The 17,340-nt window shown below is 42.2% G+C and carries 13 protein-coding genes; 12 read left to right on the top strand and 1 reads right to left on the bottom strand.

Translation table 11 applies throughout. From position 1 onward, the window contains the following. The first annotated feature begins 172 nt into the window (after positions 1–172). On the top strand, positions 173–973 hold the full coding sequence (locus LJE11_RS03085) for an MBL fold metallo-hydrolase (protein WP_008704134.1): 801 nt from the start codon (positions 173–175) through the stop codon (positions 971–973). Between the two features lie 77 nt (positions 974–1,050). Here the strand turns inward: LJE11_RS03085 and LJE11_RS03090 are convergent, their stop codons facing one another. After that, positions 1,051–1,710 carry a TetR/AcrR family transcriptional regulator gene (locus LJE11_RS03090; RefSeq protein ID WP_008704131.1) on the bottom strand — a complete coding sequence of 220 codons (660 nt, stop codon included), beginning with the start codon at positions 1,708–1,710 and terminating at the stop codon, positions 1,051–1,053. A 328-nt stretch (positions 1,711–2,038) separates the two neighbouring features. Here LJE11_RS03090 and LJE11_RS03095 point away from each other — a divergent pair, with 328 nt between their 5' ends. The 11 genes from LJE11_RS03095 (at position 2,039) to LJE11_RS03145 (ending at position 16,681) form a co-directional block, all read left to right on the top strand. Next, positions 2,039–4,129 (top strand): efflux RND transporter permease subunit, encoded by a 2,091-nt coding sequence (locus LJE11_RS03095; protein WP_022381013.1) that lies wholly within the window; start codon positions 2,039–2,041, stop codon positions 4,127–4,129. A 58-nt stretch (positions 4,130–4,187) separates the two neighbouring features. After that, the gene (locus LJE11_RS03100) at positions 4,188–7,202 is read left to right on the top strand and encodes a hypothetical protein (protein ID WP_008704127.1); all 3,015 of its coding nucleotides are present in this window, start codon (positions 4,188–4,190) and stop codon (positions 7,200–7,202) included. A 472-nt stretch (positions 7,203–7,674) separates the two neighbouring features. After that, a complete protein-coding gene (locus LJE11_RS03105) occupies positions 7,675–8,871 on the top strand; it encodes an FtsW/RodA/SpoVE family cell cycle protein (protein WP_008704125.1) in 1,197 nt (398 codons plus the stop codon). A 249-nt stretch (positions 8,872–9,120) separates the two neighbouring features. Continuing rightward, the gene (gene acpP / locus LJE11_RS03110; protein WP_008704123.1) at positions 9,121–9,354 is read left to right on the top strand and encodes an acyl carrier protein; all 234 of its coding nucleotides are present in this window, start codon (positions 9,121–9,123) and stop codon (positions 9,352–9,354) included. 166 nt (positions 9,355–9,520) lie between these two features. Next, positions 9,521–10,441 carry an ACP S-malonyltransferase gene (gene fabD / locus LJE11_RS03115; RefSeq protein ID WP_008704122.1) on the top strand — a complete coding sequence of 307 codons (921 nt, stop codon included), beginning with the start codon at positions 9,521–9,523 and terminating at the stop codon, positions 10,439–10,441. Position 10,442: 1 nt separating this feature from the next. Beyond that, entirely contained in the window at positions 10,443–11,183 is a 741-nt protein-coding gene (fabG, locus tag LJE11_RS03120) for a 3-oxoacyl-[acyl-carrier-protein] reductase (RefSeq protein ID WP_008704121.1), read from the top strand. 14 nt (positions 11,184–11,197) lie between these two features. Next, positions 11,198–12,433 (top strand): beta-ketoacyl-ACP synthase II, encoded by a 1,236-nt coding sequence (gene fabF / locus LJE11_RS03125; protein WP_008704120.1) that lies wholly within the window; start codon positions 11,198–11,200, stop codon positions 12,431–12,433. Positions 12,434–12,520: 87 nt separating this feature from the next. Next, positions 12,521–12,982: an acetyl-CoA carboxylase biotin carboxyl carrier protein gene (accB, locus tag LJE11_RS03130; protein WP_008704119.1), complete on the top strand. Its 462-nt coding sequence runs from the start codon at positions 12,521–12,523 to the stop codon at positions 12,980–12,982. A gap of 19 nt (positions 12,983–13,001) precedes the next feature. Continuing rightward, positions 13,002–13,433 (top strand): 3-hydroxyacyl-ACP dehydratase FabZ, encoded by a 432-nt coding sequence (gene fabZ / locus LJE11_RS03135; protein ID WP_008704118.1) that lies wholly within the window; start codon positions 13,002–13,004, stop codon positions 13,431–13,433. A gap of 3 nt (positions 13,434–13,436) precedes the next feature. Beyond that, entirely contained in the window at positions 13,437–14,783 is a 1,347-nt protein-coding gene (locus tag LJE11_RS03140) for an acetyl-CoA carboxylase biotin carboxylase subunit (protein WP_008704117.1), read from the top strand. Positions 14,784–14,965: 182 nt separating this feature from the next. After that, complete coding sequence (locus LJE11_RS03145) at positions 14,966–16,681, top strand: acetyl-CoA carboxylase carboxyl transferase subunit (RefSeq protein ID WP_008704116.1); 1,716 nt, start codon at positions 14,966–14,968, stop codon at positions 16,679–16,681. Positions 16,682–17,340 lie beyond the last annotated feature (659 nt).

Below are 17,340 nucleotides of genomic sequence, written 5' to 3' on the forward strand. Positions count from 1 at the left end.
GCAATCTGGAATGAATTTTGGCTAAGTTACTGTGAACGGAGTGAACAGTAACGAAGATTCATATCGTCTGACAGACAGATTCCTTTTTACTTTAGAATATGCTATTATATATAGGAAATATTTGCTGCCTGCCAAGTGTCAGCATCCAAAGAAAGTCGGGAGGTACATAAAGATGAAACTTACAATATTGGGAACCGGAAATGCAAAGGTGACGAAATGCTATAACACCTGTTTTGCGCTAAATGAAGATAAAGAATATTTTATGATAGACGGAGGTGGCGGAAACACAATTCTGAAGCAGCTGGAGGACGCAGGAATCAGCTGGAAAGAAATCAGAACTATATTTGTGACACATAAACACATCGATCATCTGCTTGGAATCATCTGGATGCTTCGTATGTATTGTCAGGGAATGGCAAGAGGACAGTTTGGCGGTGAAGTGACTATCTATGGACATGATGAAGTGATCAGCCTGCTGAAACAGATGGCAGAGATGCTTCTCACACCAAAGGAAACGAAATTTATCGGAGACAAAGTCCATCTGGAAGAAGTAAAGGACGGAGAAGATAGAACGATTCTGGGACACAGGGTGACATTTTTTGATATTCTGTCTACAAAGGCAAAACAGTTTGGGTTCTGCATGGAGTATGCAGAGGGAAAGAAGCTGACCTGTTGTGGAGATGAGCCATATAATGAATGTGAACAGAAATATGCCAAAAACAGCACATGGCTTCTTCATGAAGCATTCTGTCTGTTCTCCCAGGCAGATAAATTCAAACCATATGAGAAACATCATTCTACCGTAAAGGATGCCTGTGAGCTGGCACAGAAACTGGAAGCAGAGAATCTGATTCTGTATCATACAGAGGATAAAAATATTTCCAGACGAAAGGAGCTCTACACAGAAGAAGGCAGACAGTATTATAAAGGAAATCTCTGGATTCCTGATGATCTGGAAATCTACAAATTATAAAAAGACAAACCTCCGGAGGCTTGCCTTTTTTACAGCAATCTTTTTAAATGTATCATTTATGAGGGTTGCCATAGTGATTATGCTGTATGGTCCACATGTGTTTTGGTGTCGGAAGACAAAACTTCACATGTAGTATGATCCTGTGAAAAAGTTTCCATAATTCCTGAAATAGTCCTGTGCAGATAAGGACGGTACTCAGCCAGAGACACAGGCTGCTGATACAGAATGCAGCTGTAGCAGGTGGAACCTACCAGCTCAATGATCGTAAAGAGCATCAGTTCCGGATTTTTATAATGTAGTCCGCTTTGAGCAATCATATCCAGATAGGACTGATAAAAATTATATTCGTCGTCAGGCATTTTTTCCTCAAAAGCACCCTTGAAGACACCCCAGGCAAGATTCTTTGAAATAAACAGCAGGAGAGTACGGTCTTTATTCAACTCAGTAAGAATGTAATCTATAATAAAATGTACCTGCCTGTCAAATTCGCTGATATGTGCATTCTGCACAGCCTCATGGGCCCGGAAAAACAATTCTCCGGTCTTGTGGGAAACCAGTTTATTCCGGATATCATATTTATCCTTAAAATAGAGGTAAAAAGTCCCCTTGGCAACCCCGGCCTGATCTACAATATCTGAAATTGTAGTTTTGGTAAGTCCCTTCGTCGTAAAAAGTTCAAAGGCAGTGTTGAAAAGAGCATCTTTTTTCTTCTTTTTATTCAGCTCCAGTTTTCCCATTTCAGATTCATTCCTTCCTCTACTGTATACATAACATTTTAACCGAATCAGGTAAGTCCCGCTGCGGAAAGCAATAAGCGTCTTACTGTTCACAGCAACATAAGCTTACTTTGTAATTATATTGTGATCATATATAATTACTATTTTAAACAAAAATGACTGAAAGTCAATATTACATTTTTGTTCTGGAAAAATTTAGACAAATTGTGAAGAATGATTATTGACTGAAAGTCATTTTTGTTATATAACATTCCATGAAATAAAAAATGACTGTTGGTCATAGAATGATCAAACAGTATCAATAATAAAGAAAGAAGAGGAGAAAAAGATGATTAAGGTAGGAAAGTGGATTGCAAAACACAAGATACTGATCATTATCATCGGAATTGCATTGCTGATCCCTTCATATCTCGGTATGGCGGCGACCAGAATCAACTACGATGTACTGAGTTATCTGCCGGATACCCTTGAGACAGTTGATGGACAGGACATTATGGTAGATCAGTTTGGGATGGGAGCCTTTTCCATGATAGTGGTGGAGGATATGGAACTGAAGGATGTAGCTGCTCTGAAAGAGAAAATCGAAGCAGTTGATCACGTGAAAAAAGTACTGTGGTATGACAGTGTCCTGGATGTTTCCGTTCCTGTAGAAATGCTTCCGAAGGATTTGAGAGAGGCATTTTTTAACGGAGATGCAACTATGATGATCGCGTTGTTTGATAATACAACATCATCAGAAACTTCCATGGAAGCTGTGACGCAGATTCGTAAGATTACTTCAAAGAACTGTTTTGTCAGTGGAATGACAGGCATTGTTACTGATATCAAACAGATCGCACTTAAGGAAATGCCGATTTACGTTGTGATTGCTTCCTGCCTTTCTCTGATAGTGTTGCTCCTTGCAATGGATTCTCTGGTAGTTCCGGTTTTGTTTTTGCTCTGCATTGGTGTTGCAGTCTTGTATAATCTTGGAAGTAATATTTTTCTTGGTCAGATTTCATACATCACTCAGGCATTGACAGCAGTCCTGCAGCTTGGTGTTACCATGGATTATTCCATTTTCCTGCTGAACAGTTATGAGGAGAATAAGAAGCGGTTTGAGGGTGATAAAGAGAGGGCTATGGCACATGCCATCAATGCAACCTTCAAATCTGTAATCGGAAGTTCTATTACAACAGTAGCCGGATTTATCGCACTTTGCTTTATGACCTTCTCACTTGGACGTGATATGGGTATCGTAATGGCCAAGGGAGTTGTTATCGGTGTTCTGTGTTGTGTTACTTTGCTCCCTGCTCTGGTGCTTACTTTTGACGGAGCCATTGAAAAAACAACACATAAGCCGCTGCTTCCAAGTTTTGATAAGGCATCTGCTTTTATTACAAAGCATTATAAAGTATGGCTGATCATTTTCCTGGTAATGCTTTTCCCGGCAATTCATGGAAATAACAATCTGAAGAATTACTACAATATTGACAAGTCACTTCCTTCCACGCTGGACAGTAATGTGGCAAATGCCAAACTTCAGGAAACCTTTGATATGAATAATGTTCATATGGTGTTATTAAAGAAAGGTCTGACATCAAAAGAAAAAACAGAAATGCTTGACCAGATCAAGGATGTTGATGGTGTAAAATGGGCACTTGGAATGGACTCTTTCGTAGGTGCGGCATTCCCGGATACCATGATCCCAAGTAATCTGAAGAAGATGCTGGAAAGCGATGAGTACGAGATGGAATTTATCTGCTCCAAATATAAAACAGCCACAGACGAGGTAAACAATCAGATTGATGAGATCCAGAAGATTGTAAAAGGATACAGTCCGGAATCTATGGTAATCGGAGAAGCACCTCTGACCAAGGATCTTCAGGATGTTACGGATGTGGATTTAAAGACTGTAAATACTATCTCTATCCTGGCAATTTTCATTATTATCATGGTTGTGTTTAAATCCATTTCGCTTCCGTTTATTCTGGTTGCAGTTATTGAGTTTGCGATTTTTGTCAATATGTCCGTTCCTTATTATCAGGGAAAGGAAGTGGTGTTCGTAGCAAGCATTGTTATCGGTTGTATCCAGCTGGGAGCTACTGTTGACTATGCAATCCTTATGACCAGCAGATACCAGAAAGAACGTGGTCTTGGAAAGAGTAAGAAAGAATCCATTGCCATCGCACATAAAACTTCCATGAAGTCAATTGTGATCAGTGGCTGCAGCTTCTTTGCGGCAACTTTCGGAGTTGGTCTTTATACACAGGTAGATATGATCGGAAGTATCACAAACCTGCTTTCACGTGGAGCTGTGATCAGTACACTGGTGGTATTGTTTATACTTCCGGCTATGTTTATGATATTTGATTCTCTCATCTGCCACACATCTATTGGATTTGCCAAGAAGAAACCGGCAAAAGAGAAGAAACAGTGATTCAGGATTTTTAAAAAGAAGCTTATTGTAAAGAGATAGAATAAAGGAGTAAGTTATTATGAACAGAAACAGAAAGAAAGCAGCTGCAGCAACGCTTGCAGCAGGAATGGCTGTAGTTCTCGGAGCAGGTACTGTAATGGCAGCTGCTTCAACAGGTGATAATGGATTGCAGAAAGAAGAAACCGTTTATGTAAATACAACTGCCGGAGGAGAAGTAACGGATGTCACAGTATCTGACTGGCTGAAAAATTCCGGGGACAGTTCCAATTCTGAGGTGAAAGATGCCTCTGATCTTCAGGATATAAAAAACGTAAAAGGTGATGAAACATTTACTCAGAATGGAAATGATCTGACCTGGAGTACTGATGGAAAGGATATTTATTATCAGGGAAAGACAGAGAAAGATCTCCCGGTTTCCGTAGGAATTAAATACTATATGGATGGAACAGAGGTTTCTCCGGAAGCTCTGGCAGGAAAGACAGGACATCTGAAAATGGAAGTGACATATACAAATACTTCTAAAACAACCAAAACAGTGAATGGCAAAAAGACTGATATTTATTCACCCTTTGTTATGGTGACAGGAATGATCCTTTCTACAGATAATTTCTCCAATGTTACAGTAGATAACGGTAAGGTTATTTCTGACGGAAGCAGAAATGTTGTTGTCGGTTTTGGTATGCCGGGAATGAAAGAAAGTCTGGATATGTCTTCTGATATTGCAGATGAAGTGAATATCCCTGAAGGATTTACAGTGGAAGCAGATGTTACAGACTGTGAGATGAATTCTACATTTACCGTAGCACTTACAGATATTTTCAAAGATATTGATCTGAATGATGTGGATGGACTGGATGAGCTGAAGGATTCAATGAAAGATCTGACGGATGCAGCAGTAAAACTGGTAGACGGAACCAAAGATCTTTATGATGGAACTAATAAACTCAATGACAAATATAAAGAATTTTATGATGGAATCGGAACTCTGAAAAGTGGTGTCAGTGATCTGAATGACGGAGCAAAAGAACTGGATGACGGAGCAAAGGAATTAAGCAGCGGAGCACAGACACTGAATACAGGGGCACAGACTTTAAACAGTGGTGTTTCCTCTTATACAGCAGGGGCAGACACACTTTCAGATGGAATCAAACAATATACAGCGGGAGTAGATACGCTGGACAGCAAGATGGCTGAATATGAGGCTGGAATGAAATCTCTTTCCGATGGTGTAAATGCATATGTTGCAGGCGGCAATCAGCTTGCAGGCGGTGTGCAGAGTTATGTAACAGGAACAACTACTCTGACAGACGGAATGCAGCAGTATATTGCAGGAGTTAATCAGCTTGCAGGCGGTGTGGGTCAGTATGCTGGTGGTATCAAGAGTTTAGTGGATGGGATTGGTCAGGTTGTTCCGGGAATTGATACTGCTGTAAATGGAATCCAGACTGCTGTAGAAAAAATGACAGCTCTTTCATCTAAAATCGATGCAAATCAGATTGCTAATTTCAGTGACAGCATGACGGCTTATACAACAGGCGTTTCTGATTACACTTCTGCAGTTGGCCAGTATATTGAAAGTGTAGAACAGCTTGCATCAGGACTGAGCCAGCTTGAGAGCTCACTTGAAAACATGGGAGCTTCCACAGCTTCAGAAATAGAAGAAAGTGCAAATGCAATGTCCGGACAGTTAAATGACAGTGCTGAAACCATGAACAGTCAGGCAGATGCAATTGAATCCTGGATCAGTGATTCCGCAGAGGCTTCTGTAGATGCATCTTCTGTAGATGCAGGAGTTGCAGCAGTCAGCAGTCAGCTGGAAGCAGCAGAATCTGCTTTGTATAATATTGATACCAGCAATATGGATGATGAAACAGCAGCTGCTGTAGAAGCTGCGATTGATGGTGCGTTAGGTTCTATTCAGGCAGCTGAGGACAGTGCATCTAATATTGATACATCCACAATTACAGCCTCCGCACCTGATACGTCAGCATTGCAGTCAGCAGCAGACGCTTTAAGGGCATCTGCGTCCAGTGCGGAATCAACAGCAGATGCACAGGAAGAGGCAGTCAACAGCAGTGTTGAACAGATGAAACAGCAATTACAGGCATTAACTCAGGGAATGAAGACAGTGCAGGAAACTGTATCACAGTTAAATGCAGGTGCAAAAGAGCTTACTTCTAATGATGGCACATTAAAAGCAAGTGGAACCCAGCTTGCTCAGTCAGGAACCCAGATTGCTACAGCAGTAAATCAGATGAGTACATTATTTACCGGACTTGGACAGCAGCTTCCGGAAATGCTGCAGGGAATCGATCAGCTGAAAGCAGGCTCTGATCAGCTGACTACTGCAAATAAATCTCTCCAGAGTGGATATGAAAGCCTTGCAAAAGCAAGCACAGAACAGATGATTTCCGGCGCAGATACACTGCTTAGTTCCGGAAAGACACTGACAGATGGAATTGCACAGCTTCAGGGCGAAAATAATGTTAATGCACAGACACTGTTAAAAGGAGCCAAGACTCTTAAGAGCGCAAGAAAGAGCTTGACCAGTGGTATGTCTCAGATCAATTCTGCAACAGGTCAGATTACAAGTGGTGTGGAAACTCTGGCATCTAACAGTGGAACACTGTACAGCGGAGCAGATCAGCTTTCTTCGAACAGTTCTACATTAAACAGCGGAGCATCTCAGCTTGCATCAGGAACCCAGACACTTGTATCCGGAGCACAGACCCTTGCATCAGGAACAGGCAGCCTTGTATCCGGCACTCAGACATTAATGGATGGTGCGGATAAGCTTTCTGATGGCAGTGATCAGCTTAAAGATGGTATCAGCGATCTGAATGACGGAGCAAAAGAACTGAACAAAGGACAGAAGAAATTCTATAAAGAAGGTATTAAGAAACTGGATGATACAGTAAACGGAGATCTTCAGGATATTCTTGACAGATTTGAGGTAATCCAGTCTGACGATGTAATGTACACAACATTCACAGACAGATCCGGCGATATGGACGGAAATGTTAAATTTATTTTCGAATCTGACCCGATTGAAATCAGTGATGATGAGAAATAGATATCATAAACCTGAGACATACAGAATAAGGGAAAGATGAACAGCCAGACTTATCTAAAATGGGTTACTGTTCACTCCGTTCCCAGCAACACGCTTCGCGATGCACAGAATTTATGCTAATCGCATAAATTCGCGCAGCATGTCTCGGGTTTTCTGTGACCTTCGCTCACAAAAACACCTCGCGGGATATTACCAGTGAATAGTAACTAAAGTTACTGTTCACACACCACTATTCCGCGAGGTGTTTTGGCATGAATATGCCAAAATCCCGAGACATACAAGCCAAAATTCCATTGCCGCAGGCAATATGGAATGAATTTTGGCTACGTTACTGTGAACGGAGTGAACAGTAACTAACTAAAATGGGGCAGATGCAATCAGGCAACTGCCCCATTGCTTATGAAAAAGCTTTCTGTTATAATAAAAAAGTCAGATGGGAATTTTAGAAAACAAGAAAGCATCAGGTGATTAAATGGAAAATACAAAATCACAAAAAAAGTCGTATTCAACAGCATCTTCCAAGAGCAGGGCGCGTCGAAAAACAAAAACAGATTATTATGATTACAGTCTGGTAGCAGTTATTGTACTGCTGACCTGTTTTGGGCTTATCATGCTGTACAGTACAAGCTCCTATATGGCTCAGATAAATTACGGAAGCGACATGTATTTTTTTAAAAAACAGGCCATCATCAGCGTGGCATGTATTATCATGGCACTGATCATTTCCAGGCTCAATTATCGGATACTGAACCGTTTTAGCACAGCTTTGTATGTAGCGGCACTGGTGTTGATGGCACTGGTAAAAACACCGCTGGGGCAGTCTTCTCATGGTGCCCAGAGATGGCTGAATCTTGGACCGGTTCAGTTCCAGCCGGCAGAGCTTGCCAAGATAGCAGTTATTGTCTGCCTCCCATATATGATCGTGCATATGGGAAAGAAAGTCCATACCTTAAAGGGCTGTATGGTTCTTGCTGTTGTGGGAGGCGGACTGGCACTGGCTGCATATGTATTTACGGACAATCTGAGTACAGCAATTATTATTTTCTGTATTACTGCAGGACTGATTTTTGTGGCTCACCCAGATATTAAGATTTTTATTATTATTGCAGGTGTTGTTATTGCGCTGGCAGTGATCGGAGTCATTTTTCTGAATGCAACAGTGAGTGTTGATGGAAGTGGAAGCTTTCGTCTGAGACGAATCATGGTATGGCTTCATCCGGAAGAATATGCGGACAGTTGGGGGTATCAGACAATTCAGGCATTGTATGCGATTGGCTCGGGAGGATTTTTTGGCAGAGGACTTGGAAACAGTATTCAGAAGCTGGGAAGTGTACCTGAGGCACAGAATGACATGATTTTTTCAATTATCTGTGAAGAACTGGGGATTTTTGGAGGTCTTATCGTGCTGATGCTTTATGCATATCTGTTATACAGGCTGTTTGTTATTGCACAGAATGCACCGGATATGTTTGGCTCACTTATGGTCAGTGGGATTTTTATTCACATAGCATTGCAGGTTATTCTTAATATTGCGGTTGTTGTAAACCTTATGCCGAATACAGGTGTCACTCTTCCGTTTATCAGTTATGGAGGTACGTCGATCGTATTCCTTATGGCAGAGATGGGACTTGCGCTGAGTGTGGCAAGGCAGATTAAATTTGAGGAATAAAAAATGTAATAAAATAGTGCTTGACAAACAGGAGGGAAGAATATATACTTTGAACATCAAAGTAATCAATCCCGATAAAACCAAATCTGAATAAATGAGACGTATTTACTGGTCTGACGGATGATAAGGTTGAAAACAAGAAAAAGCAGAATCATCATCTGCTTAACAAAAATAATAAAAAACAAGTGATAACCGGAGCAGGAAAAAGAGAAGCATTCCGGGGCTTGAATTAAAGGAGAAGAGAAAATTATGTTAGAAAAAATGAGTGAAATGATCGCAGAGCAGTTAAATTGTGATGCAGCAGGAATTACTGCTGAAACTTCTTTCAAGGATGATCTTGGTGCAGATTCACTTGACCTGTTTGAGCTGGTTATGGCTCTGGAAGATGAATACAATATTGAGATCCCGGCTGAAGATCTTACAGATTTAACAACAGTTGGAGCTGTTATGGATTATCTGAAAAACAAAGGCGTAGAGGCTTAATCATATAGAAATGACAAATAACTCCTTGGAGCCAGAGATGGCTTCGGGGAGAATTTTTTGACATTATAATTTGAGTATCAAAATATTTTAAACTAAAATAATTTGCAATCAGAAACAAATTGTTATCATCTGATATAAACATAAAAATAAAGGAAAGGAAAATGATATGTCTAAAATTGCATTTGTATTTCCGGGACAGGGCGCACAGTATACAGGAATGGCGAAAGATTTCTATGAAAAATATGCTGTAAGCCGCAAAGTATTTGAAAACGCATCAAAAGCATCCGGGCTTGATGTAGAAGCTTTATGCTTTGAAGAAAATGACAGATTAAATATTACAGAATATACACAGATTGCCATGCTGACAGCAGAAATCGCAATTTTAAGAGCTGTAGAGGAAGCCGGAATCAGGTCTCAGGTAAATGCTGGACTGAGCCTTGGAGAATACGGAGCACTGGTGGCCTCCGGTGTTATGAAGGAAGAGGATGCATTTACTGTAGTGCGAAAAAGAGGAATTTTTATGCAGGAGGCATATCCTACAGGTGGTGCAATGTCCGCTGTTCTTGGAACAGATGCAGAGCTGATTGAAAAAATCTGCAATGAGACACAGGGAATTGTATCCATTGCAAATTATAACTGTCCGGGACAGATTGTGATCACAGGTGAGGAGACAGCAGTTGCAGCAGCAGGGGAGGCATTAAAGGCAGCAGGCGCCAGACGTGTGATTCCTCTTAAAGTCAGTGGCCCATTTCACTGTGAGCTTCTCAAAGGCGCAGGGGAAAAACTGGGACAGGAACTTGAGAAGGTAGAAATTCAGTCATTTACAGTACCTTATGTGACAAATGTAACTGCACAGTATGTGACAGGACCGGAGCAGGTAAAGGAATTGCTTGTCAGCCAGGTTTCATCCTCTGTGCGCTGGCAGCAGTGTGTAGAACAGATGATTGATGATGGTGTAGATACTTTTATTGAGATTGGACCGGGAAAAACTCTGACAGGATTTCTCAAAAAGATCAACAGAAATGTAAAAGCATTACATGTTGAGAAAACAGAAGATCTGGATGAAGTGAGAAAGGAGTGTCTGTAAAATGCTGAAAAATAAAATTGCCCTGATTACAGGTGCAGGACGTGGAATCGGACGAGCCATTGCTATTGCTCTTGCAAAGGAAGGTGCAGAGGTGGTTATCAATTACAATGGTTCTGAAGAGAGAGCGAAGGAAGTAAAACAGACCATCGAAGAAAACGGTGGAAAAGCTTCCATATATAAATGCAATGTCAGTGATTTCGCAGCCTGTGAAGCAATGATCAAAGATATAGTTAAAGAATACGGACACCTTGATATTCTGGTTAATAATGCAGGAATTACCAAAGATGGTCTGATCATGAAAATGAAAGAAGAGGATTTCGATTCTGTACTTAATGTAAACCTGAAAGGTACATTCAATACAATCCGTCACAGTGCCCGTCAGATGCTGAAACAGAGAAGTGGAAAGATCATCAATATTTCTTCTGTTTCCGGAATCCTCGGAAATGTGGGCCAGGCAAATTATGCTGCATCCAAAGCAGGTGTGATCGGTCTGACAAAAACAATGGCAAGAGAGCTGGGCAGCCGGGGGATTACGGTAAATGCCATTGCACCCGGATTTGTAGACACAGAGATGACAGAAGTACTCTCAGAAGAAATCAGGGAAAATGCATGTAAGCAGATTATCCTGGGACGTTTCGGAAAGCCTGAGGATATTGCAAATACAGCAGTATTTCTGGCATCAGACAAAGCAGACTATATTACAGGACAGGTCATCAGCGTAGATGGCGGTATGAATGTATAAATAAGGAGAACAAAATGAGAAGAGTTGTAATTACAGGTATGGGAGCAATCACTCCGGTAGGCCTTAGTGTAGAAGAATTCTGGAACAGCGTAAAAGAAGGAAAAACAAACTTTGCAGAAGTAACACGTTTTGATTCCACAAATTACAGAGCGCATATGGCAGCAGAGATCAACAATTTTAATCCAAAGGATTATATGGATTTCAAATCTGCAAAACGTATGGAGCTTTTCAGCCAGTATGCGGTAGCAGCAGCAAAAGAAGCTATTGAGCAGTCCGGACTGGATATGACAAAAGAAGATCCCTTCCGTGTAGGCTGTAGCGTAGGAAGCGGTATCGGAAGTATGCAGGTGGTAGAGAAATCCTGCGAAATTCTCAACACAAAGGGACCAGGAAGACTGAATCCTCTGATGATTCCTCTTCTGATCTCCAATATGGCATCCGGAAATGTTTCCATTCAGTTTGGACTCCGCGGAAAGAACATTAACGTTGTAACTGCCTGTGCAACAGGAACCCACAGCATCGGAGAAGCATACCGTACTATTCAGTGCTCTGATGCAGATGTTATGGTTGCAGGTGGAACGGAAGCAGCTATCACACCAACAGGCTTTGGTGGTTTTGCGGCACTGACAGCATTGACCTCATCCACAGATCCTGAGAGATGTTCCATCCCTTTTGACAAAGAAAGAAGCGGTTTTGTAATGGGTGAGGGTGCCGGCGTGGTAGTTCTGGAAGAACTGGAGCATGCCAAAGCACGTGGAGCGAAAATCCTTGGCGAGGTTGTCGGATATGGTGCAACAGGAGATGCTTATCACATTACATCCCCTGCAGAGGACGGTTCCGGTGCTGCCAAAGCTATGGAATGGGCTGTAAAAGAAGCAGGAATTTCCACAGATAATGTATGGTATGTAAACGCACATGGCACAAGCACACATCATAATGACTTATTTGAAACAATTGCCATTAAGAAAACATTTGGTGAACACGCAAAAGAAATGAAAATAAATTCTACAAAATCTATTACAGGACATCTTCTGGGAGCTGCCGGTGCAGTGGAAGTGATCACCTGTGTAAAAGAACTTCAGGAAGGCCTGATCCATCAGACTGTTGGTTATAAGGTGCCGGATGAACAGTGTGACCTGGATTATGTAGGAAACGGTAATGTAAAGATGGATATCAAATATGCACTTACCAATTCTCTTGGCTTTGGCGGACATAACGCATCCTTACTTATTAAAAAGTACGAAGACTGATCACGCAGATAATAAATGGTATGGTGATTTTGAAAACAATATACGACAGTGATCTTATAATATAGCTATTTCAGCAGGAGGAAATAAATGGAACTGGCAAATATATTAGAACTGATCCACGCAGTCAGCGATTCAGATCTCACAGAATTTAACCTGCAGGACGATACCTTAAATATTTCCATGTCAAAAGAAAAAACAATTGTACAGCAGATGGCAGTCAATGCTGATCCGGCAGATGCTCAGCAGTATCAGCCGGTAGTGCAGCAGGCTGTACATGTAGAATCCGTCAATGCTGTTAACGATGAAGTACAGACAGGAAGTGTGGTAAAATCTCCTCTTGTAGGTACCTATTATGCAGCATCTTCTCCGGAAAATCCACCCTTTGTAAAAGTAGGAGATAAAGTAAGCAAAGGTCAGGTCCTTGGCATTGTGGAAGCAATGAAGCTGATGAACGAGATTGAATCAGAATTTGATGGTACAGTAAAAGAAATCCTTGTAGAAAACGAGCAGATGGTAGAGTTCGGACAGCCGATGTTTGTGATAGAATAGAAGAAGGAGGTAAAAAACTATGAAACTTACAACAAAAGAAATCATGGAGATCATTCCCCACAGACACCCGTTCCTCCTGATTGATACTATTGAAGAACTGGTGCCGGGTGTGAAGGCAACAGGAAAGAAATGTGTTACCTATAATGAGCCGCATTTCGCAGGACACTTCCCACAGGAACCGGTTATGCCGGGAGTTCTGATCGTTGAAGCGCTTGCGCAGACAGGTGCAGTTGCAATTCTGAGTAAACCGGAAAATAAAGGAAAGATCGCATATTTTGCATCGATCAACAATGCAAAATTCAAGAACAAGGTAGTTCCCGGAGATACCCTTACTCTCGAAGTAGAGATCATTAAGGAAAAAGGTCCCATGGGAGTGGGAAAAGCAAAGGCAACAAACCAGGACGGTAAGGTAGCAGTGATCGCAGAGCTGACTTTTGCAGTAGGAGCATAACAGATGTTTAATAAAATTTTGATTGCCAATCGTGGTGAGATTGCAGTGAGGATCATCCGGGCATGTCGTGAGATGGGAATCCGCACAGTAGCCGTATACTCAGAAGCAGACAGAGATGCCCTGCATACCCAGCTTGCAGATGAAGCAGTATGCATCGGAAAGGCACAGTCATCAGACAGCTATCTGAACATGGAGCGAATCTTAAGTGCTACCATTGCCACAAAAGCAGAAGCAATCCACCCGGGATTCGGATTTCTCTCAGAGAACAGCCGTTTTGTGGAAATGTGTGAGAAATGTAATGTGGCATTTATTGGTCCTTCCGCAGAAGTAATTTCCAGAATGGGAAATAAATCTGAGGCGAAAAACACAATGCGGAAAGCTAAAGTCCCGGTAGTGCCCGGCACAAAGGAACCGGTCTACACAGTAGAACAGGCTTTGGAAGCTGTAAAGGAAATCGGTTTTCCGGTCATGATCAAAGCATCAGCAGGCGGCGGTGGAAAAGGAATGCGTGTAGCCGGAAATGAACAGGAATTTGCCAAATTGTTTGAGACAGCACAGCAGGAGTCGGTCCATTCCTTCTCCGATAATACCATGTATCTGGAACGGTTTGTGGAGAATCCCAGACATGTTGAAGTGCAGATTCTTGCGGATAAATACGGAAATGTAGTTCATCTGGGAGAACGAGACTGCTCTGTTCAGAGACGTCACCAGAAAATGATCGAAGAGTCTCCATGTATCGCAATCTCTGATGATCTGAGAAAGAAAATGGGTGAGACAGCAGTACGGGCAGCAAAGGCAGCAGGCTATGAAAGTGCAGGAACCATAGAATTTCTTCTGGATCAGTCCGGAGAATTTTATTTCATGGAAATGAACACCAGAATCCAGGTAGAACATCCGGTAACAGAATTTGTGTCTGGTGTAGATCTGATCAAAGAGCAGATCTGCATTGCGGCAGGTGAACCGTTAAGCGTTCAGCAGAAAGACATAGAAATCTGCGGTCACGCCATGGAATGCAGAATCAATGCCGAGGATCCTGAGAGACATTTCATGCCATGCCCTGGTAAGATCACTGACTTACATCTTCCCGGTGGAAACGGAATCCGCGTGGATACAGCAGTTTATAATGACTACGCAATCCCGCCCTACTATGATTCTATGATTGCCAAGATCATTGTTTATGACAAAGACCGCCGCAGTGCCATTCGAAAGATGATCAGTGCACTTGGAGAAGTTGCCATCGAAGGAGTAAAAACTAACGTGGATTTTCTGTATGAACTTCTCAATCAGCCGGATTTTCAGGAAGGAAATATCACCACAGATTTCATTCCGCAGCATTATCCGGATCTGTAAAAGAAAACTGGTGCAAATATATTTTATAGTTCAGCGGAAATTACATATTTATTATTGAAAGGTAATTGATAAGCAAATCAATAAAATTATTTTTGACAGAATTAGTTTGATTAATAGTTATTAACGTTATTTTGTTGTCTGAAAGAACATCAAATTGGGTTACATAAAGGAGCAGGATTTTAATGGCAGACTTGAAGAGATTTTTTAAGAAAACAGTTTCAGAAGACCGGCATAAACAGGCCGCATCTGTTTCCGTACCTGAAGGCTTATGGATTAAATGTCCAAAGTGCGGAGAAATGGTTTACAGAGAAGACGTAATATCCAACGCCTATGTGTGCCCGAAATGCGGAGGATATTTCAGAATCAGTGCGAAACGCCGGATCAAAATGATCGCAGATAAAGGAAGTTTTAAAGAGTGGTTCACAGGAATTGACAACAGCAATCCACTGGACTATCCGGATTATCCGCAGAAAATTGAGGATCTGAGAGAAAAAACACACCTTGATGAGGCAATTCTCATCGGAGAAGCCACCATCGGAGGAATCCGTACAGTGATCGGAGCCATGGATACCAGATTTCTCATGGCTTCCATGGGATATGTGGTGGGAGAAAAGATCACCCGCTCATTTGAAGAAGCAACAAAACAGGGACTTCCGGTCATTCTGTTCTGTTGCTCCGGCGGTGCCAGAATGCAGGAAGGAATCGTATCACTGATGCAGATGGCAAAAACCTCCGCAGCCATTAAACGTCACTCCCAGGCAGGGCTTCTCTACACATCTGTGCTGACAGACCCGACTACCGGTGGCGTTACAGCAAGCTTTGCCATGCTTGGAGAGATTATCCTTGCAGAGCCAGGCTCGCTGATCGGATTTGCCGGCCCGAGAGTCATTGAACAGACTATAGGTCAGAAACTGCCGGAGGGCTTCCAGAGACCGGAATTTCTTCTGGAACATGGATTTCTCGACGGAATTGTTGAACGAGGCTCTATGCGGGATGTTCTTTCGCTGATCCTGAAACTGCATGATACCAGAAAATGTTACGGAGAATTTCCACAGGAAACATCTGCCAGATCTTTCGATACTTTTGGAAAAAAGAAAAAGCAGAAGAAACAAAAAAATCTCACAGCCTGGGACAGAGTCCAGATTGCCAGAAGCAGTGACCGTCCGTCAGCAGCGGAATATATTGATGCCATTTTTGATGATTTCATGGAATTTCATGGTGACAGAGGTGTCAGAGACGACAATGCCATCATCGGCGGCATTGCTACACTGGACGGACAGCCCGTTACAGTAATCGGAATCCGTAAAGGGCATACTACAAAAGAAAACATCAGATGTAACTTCGGAATGCCATCACCGGAAGGGTACAAAAAGGCTCTTCGACTGATGAAACAGGCAGAGAAATTCGGACGTGCAGTCATTGCATTTGTAGACACTCCGGGGGCATTCTGTGGACTGGAAGCAGAAGAACGGGGACAGGGCGAAGCCATTGCAAGGAATCTTCTGGAAATGTCCGATTTGAAGGTGCCGGTTCTTTCGGTTGTAATTGGTGAAGGCGGCAGTGGCGGTGCACTTGCACTTGCAGTCGGCAATGAAGTCTGGATGATGGAAAATGCAACCTACACCATCCTTTCACCGGAAGGCTTTGCATCCATTCTCTGGAAAGACAGCAGAAAGGCACCGGAAGCTGCGGAGGTCATGAAAGTAACGGCGGCTCATCTGAAAGAACTGGGAATCATTGAACGGATCATACCGGAGGAATATCCTGCAAGTGAGGAGAATTTGCCGGAAATTGCAGAGTATATGAAGATTAGAATGAAGCAGTTTCTGGAGAAACAAGCTGGTAAAAGTGGGGAACAGATCGCACAGGAACGGTATGAGAGGTTTCGTAAGATGTAGCGTGTGAATGGCAAAAGGGACGCGCAGAAAAATATTTTATTTGGAGTGCGGTTTCGGGGTCTAAGATATTCTAAGCTCTCAGAAATCTGCTAAAGGCATGAGCCGTCTTGTCAAACTCGCTTCGTTGCAAACTTCGCTCAGACAGTGATGCAGCCGGCTCATAACGCGGATTTCTGAGAACTAAGAATATCTAAGACCCCTGCAAATGCACTCCAAATAAAATATTTTTCTGCGCTGTTTTGTTGCATGTTGTTATGCGTTTTCTTAGGGTTTCTATAGTTATATTGTACAGTAGATATATTATTTTGGTTAATTATTCTGCGAAGTCAGGAGTGGTGCTTTCTTTACTGTTGTACGGTAAATATGTTATATAGCCAATAGTCAGCATGGGAAGCGATAGTGTCCGGGGGTGAATTTGAGGGTTCATTGTAGTTCTTGGCATTTGGGAAGACGCGTTATGAGCCAATCGTTTCACTGTCTGAGCGAAGTCGGAGACGTAGCGAGTTTGAGAGAGTGGCTCATGATTTTAGCGGCTTCCCAAATGCCTAGAAATACAATGGTTCCGAAACTGAGCCCCCGGACACTATCGCTTCCCATGCGTCCCTATTCAAAAAACATTAAAATTTTCCCCTATCCCGACTTGAAATAAGAAAGCCTCT

It is taken from the genome of Blautia sp. DFI.1.216, from assembly GCF_020594215.1.
GTDB lineage: Bacteria > Bacillota > Clostridia > Lachnospirales > Lachnospiraceae > Blautia_A > Blautia_A wexlerae.